At 64.2% G+C, this 4,551-nt stretch carries 5 protein-coding genes and 1 pseudogene; 4 read left to right on the top strand and 2 right to left on the bottom strand.

Annotated features, from left to right (window positions below):
- The first annotated feature begins 9 nt into the window (after positions 1 to 9).
- Positions 10 to 780: pseudogene (locus RMN73_RS09915) on the top strand (alpha/beta fold hydrolase).
- A gap of 45 nt (positions 781 to 825) precedes the next feature.
- Here RMN73_RS09915 and RMN73_RS09920 read toward each other — a convergent pair.
- Complete coding sequence (locus RMN73_RS09920; protein ID WP_309603164.1) at positions 826 to 1,455, bottom strand: MliC family protein; 630 nt, start codon at positions 1,453 to 1,455, stop codon at positions 826 to 828.
- Between the two features lie 71 nt (positions 1,456 to 1,526).
- On the bottom strand, positions 1,527 to 2,816 hold the full coding sequence (locus tag RMN73_RS09925; protein WP_309603165.1) for a serine hydrolase domain-containing protein: 1,290 nt from the start codon (positions 2,814 to 2,816) through the stop codon (positions 1,527 to 1,529).
- A 154-nt stretch (positions 2,817 to 2,970) separates the two neighbouring features.
- Here RMN73_RS09925 and RMN73_RS09930 point away from each other — a divergent pair, with 154 nt between their 5' ends.
- The 3 genes from RMN73_RS09930 to RMN73_RS09940 all read left to right on the top strand — a co-directional run.
- A complete protein-coding gene (locus tag RMN73_RS09930) occupies positions 2,971 to 3,243 on the top strand; it encodes a hypothetical protein (protein WP_309603166.1) in 273 nt (90 codons plus the stop codon).
- On the top strand, positions 3,240 to 3,914 hold the full coding sequence (pyrF, locus tag RMN73_RS09935; protein WP_309603167.1) for an orotidine-5'-phosphate decarboxylase: 675 nt from the start codon (positions 3,240 to 3,242) through the stop codon (positions 3,912 to 3,914). The genes RMN73_RS09930 and pyrF overlap by 4 nt, the downstream gene beginning before the upstream one ends.
- Before the next feature lie 19 nt (positions 3,915 to 3,933).
- A partial coding sequence (locus RMN73_RS09940; protein ID WP_309603168.1) for an acetyl-CoA carboxylase carboxyltransferase subunit beta occupies positions 3,934 to 4,551 on the top strand: 618 nt, incomplete at its 3' end.

Below are 4,551 nucleotides of genomic sequence, written 5' to 3' on the forward strand. Positions count from 1 at the left end.
GGCTGGCCGCTGACCGGCGACACGTTCGACGATCTCGGCATTGCGCTGGCCGACAAGGGCTATCGCGCGATCCTCACCGACCGTCGCGGCTTTGGCCGGTCGGACCAGCCGTGGACCGGCAATGATTATGATACTTATGCATAGTATGTCGCCGCGATCCTTGACGATGCCGAGATTAGCGAGCCGGTCGCTTTGGTCGGCTTCTCGATGGGCGGCGGCGAAGTCGCACGCTTCCAGACGAAGTACCCCGGCCGCACCTCGGCGGCGGTGCTGATCTCCTCGGTCGTCCCGTACATGCTCAAGACCGACGGCAATCCCAACGGCGTTCCGCAGGCTGCCTTCGACGAAATGGCTGCAGGCATGAAGAAAGATCGCGCGGCCTTTTTCACCGGCTTCTTCAAGGACTTTTACGGTCCCGGCACGGTCAGCGACGAAGTGCTGATGAACAGCTGGCGGCAGACGATGCTGTCGGGTACCAAGAACATGCTCGACGCGGCCAAGGCGTTCGCCACCACCGACTTCCGCCCCGACCTCGCCAGCTTCAAGTCGCCGACGTTGGTGATCCACGGTACCGCCGACAAGACCGTCCCGATCGACGCCACCGGACGGGTCGTCGTTGCGCAGGTCCCCGGTGCCAAGCTGATCGAATATGACGGCCGTGCGCACGGCCTGTTCGCGACCGACAAGGACCGGCTGATCGCGGATGTCACCACCTTCCTCGACTCCAGTCTCGGCGGCGCGGACACCCGCAGCGCGATTCCGCTCAGCCAAGAAGCCTAAGCCACGATCGTCGCCGTCCATCCTCGCTGGATGGGCGGCGGCGCCTCAGCTTTTGATACAGGTCATTTCAGGCTTGCCGGGCACGGTCAGCGTGGCCTCGCCGCCATGCTCCCAGAAGCTCCATTCCTCGCCGTTCCAGCGCCCGACATAGCGCGCGCCGGATGCGGCTTCGGCACGGTCGAGCGCCACGGTCTGGCCATTTGACTCAACCGCGACCGCCCCCTGGTCGCTGTTGATAAACGTAACCGCCAGCGGCTTGCTCAGCCCGTTGCATGCAAACGCCACCGGCCCGACCGAAATCCCGCCAGCATCGTCCGGCACACTGCTTCGCAAATCATGGATCCGCAGCGCCGCATTGGCCATCACGCACAGCCGAAGCTCATCGGCCTTGCCGCACGCATCGCGCTCTTGTCCCCACGCCGCCTGCCCCGCCGCATCGCTCGCCCCGAGCCGCGCCGCCTCGCGGTCCATCGCCGCCAGATTGGCATCGGCGCAGACCAGTTCCTGCGCCTGACCGCGCGCTGCATTGCAATCGAAGCTCGCAGTGATGGTCCGGCCTGTGCTCGCTTCCACGGCCGGTGCCCCGGCATTTGCCGCCACGCGATTGTCCGCCGCCTTCTGCTCGCACGCCGTCAGCGCCAGCGTCGCAACCGAAACGATGAGGATCCCGCGCATTGCACTTCCCTCCATCCAACCGATGGAGGGTAATACAACATTTCTGGCGAGCGGCGACCCTGCCTTTTCGGCTAGGCCCGCAGGCCGTCGCCCGAGCGCGCATCCTCGGGCGCGTCGGCCACTGGCGACGCCTTGACCTTGTCGAGCTCCATCCAGTCGCGGAAGTCGAGGTGATACAGCATGTCCATCACTTCAAACTCAAGCCCGGCGGGCTGCGAGACATTGCTGTTCCACAGCGCCACCACGCCGCTTTTCATTTTCGGGTCGAACAGGATCAACGATCGATAGCCGTTGATTCCGCCGCGGTGGCCGACAATGTGGTGACCGGCATAATCGTAACTGCGCCAGCCATAGCCATAATATGGGTCTTTGAGCCGCTCGAGGAACTTGCGTAGCCGCCCGCGCTCACCCGGGGTCGACACCAGGGGCGCGTGAATCTCGTCGAGCACTTGCTTGTCGAGAACCTCGGGCATCCCGCCCATCTGCGCGATCATCCACAGCGACAAATCCTTGATATTGCTGTTGATCCCGCCCGCCGCCGGAACCCGGTAATAAGCATCGCTCATCGGCAATTCGCGCCGCCCAGCCGCATGCGGCCTGGCCCAGCTCGGCGACCCTTCGAGCCCGGCCCGGGTGACGCTGGCCGACGTCATTCCGAGCGGCTTGAACAGCAAGTCGGGGACCGCTTGCTGATATGGCTTGCCCATCGCCTTGGCGACCGCCTCGCTGGCCGCGTCGAACGCAATATTCTGATAACTCCAGCACGTTCCCGGCGCACATAAGGACGCGAGCGTGCCAAGCGTCTGGCGAATGAACCGCGGATCCTCGCCAGCTTCCAATTTGTCGTCATAGGCGTTGCGGTACAGCCCCAGCCGATGGCTCAGCACATCGCCCAGCGTCGCCCGATATTCCGCTCCACCGGGCAGCTTGAGGGTCGACGAATAATTGGCGATCGGCGCGTTGAGGTCGAGCTTGCCCATCTCCGCCAGCTTCGCCGCCATCGTCCCCGCGACGCCCTTCGATACCGATGCCCAGCGGAACACCGTCATCGGCGTCACCGGGTCGCCCGATCCAGATATTGTCTCGCCATATCCTTTGACGAACGTGATGCGGCCATTCTCGACGATCCCCACCGCCATCCCGACCATCGATGGTTGCTCGATCATCCGCTGCAGCCGTCGGTCGAACGCTGCATAATCGATGTCGCGGCGATCGGTGGTCGATACTTTGGCGAGCGCGGCATAGGCCGATGATGACGTCGCCGCTTTTTCCGGCCCGACGAATATCAAATGCCCGCTTGCCGCGAGTCCGCCGATGACCAGCGCAATTCCCGCCAGCCCGATTTGCAATTGCCTATTCAAATGAAGATCTTCCCTTGGCTCGCGACTGCTGTGGCTGGGCATCTGCCGCCACTCAATCGGCGCTACACGGGCCTGCGCCAAAGCGAGCGCATCGAACGATGAACGACGCTCGAACTGGAATTCTCGGCCTGGCTCGCCTAAAGCCCCGTCCAACATGCAATTCCTGAAGACATTATTATGGATCCTCGTCGCGGTGCTGGTGGCGATCATCGCTGGCAATAATTGGCGCGACGTGACGATCGACCTGTGGAGCAATCTCCAGGCCGACATCAAGATTCCGATATTGTTGCTGGCGGTATTCCTGCTCGGCTTTTTCCCGACATGGCTGGTGATGCGCGGCAAGATCTGGCGGATCGAGCGGCGCATCGCGATCGATGTCCCGCCAATTCCGGCCGCGCCCGCACCCCGCTATGAGGGCGACCAATGACCAGCCCGATCTATGTCGCGCTCGATACCCCCGACCTCGAACGGGCGCGAACCATTGCCAAGGCGGTCAAGCGCCACGCCGGCGGGCTCAAGCTGGGGCTTGAATTCTTCGCTGCCAACGGTCCCGCCGGGGTTGCCGATCTCGCCCATCTCGGCCTGCCGATCTTTCTCGACCTCAAGCTGCACGACATTCCCAACACGGTGGCCAAGGCAGTCCAGTCGCTGCGCGTGCTCGAACCCGCGATAATCACCGTCCACGCCGCTGGTGGCCGCGCGATGCTCGAAGAGGCCAAGGCCGCCGCACCGGCGCATACCAAGGTCGTCGCGGTGACCGTCCTGACCAGCCTCGACAATCGCGACCTCGGCCGCATCGGCGTGTCGGGTGGCTCCCACGCGCAGGTCGTTCGCCTTGCCGGGCTGGCGCAGGAAGCCGGGCTCGACGGCATTGTCTGCTCGGGCGATGAAGTCGCCGAAGTCCGCAAAAGCTGGAGGGGCGGTTTCTTCGTCATCCCCGGCATTCGCCCCGCAGGCGGTGATGTCGCCGACCAGAAGCGCGTCATGACCCCGCGCGCCGCGATGGACGCGGGCGCCTCAATCCTGGTCATTGGCCGCCCGGTGACCGCCGCCGAAGACCCTGACGCCGCGCTCCGGGCGATCGCCGCGACCTTATGATATTGTTGGAGACGATCGAATGAGTTGGCTTAGCCGAGTGCGTAACGGAATCCCGTTCCTGCCCAAGCGGCAGACCGCCGACAATCTGTGGCACAAGTGCAAGAAATGCGACGCGATGGTGTTCACCAAGGAGTGGGAGGACAATCTGTTCTGCTGCCCGCGCTGCGACCATCATGACCGCATCGGCCCCGCCGCGCGGTTCAAGCAAACGTTCGACGGCGGTAATTACAAAGTGCTGCCGACCCCCGACGTGCGCGAGGATCCGCTCAAGTTTCGCGATACCAAGCGCTACGCCGACCGCTTGAAAGCCGCCCGCGCCGCGACCGAGGAGAAAGACGCGCTGATCCACGCCGAAGGGCTGATCGGCCGCCGCAAGGCGATCGTCGGGGTGCAGGATTTCGCCTTCATGGGTGGATCGATGGGGATTGGCGTCGGCGCCGCCTTCCTCACCGGCGTTCGCGCTGCAATCGCGCTCAAGGTGCCCTACATCCTGTTCACCGCAGCTGGCGGCGCGCGGATGCAGGAGGGCATTCTTTCGCTGATGCAGATGCCGCGCACCACGGTGGCGCTGGCCGAGCTCAAGGAAGCCGGCCTGCCCTACATCGTCGTGCTGACCGATCCGACCACCGGCGGGGTC

The sequence above is a fragment of the Sphingomonas sp. genome, from assembly GCF_031372575.1.
Lineage (GTDB): Bacteria > Pseudomonadota > Alphaproteobacteria > Sphingomonadales > Sphingomonadaceae > Sphingomicrobium.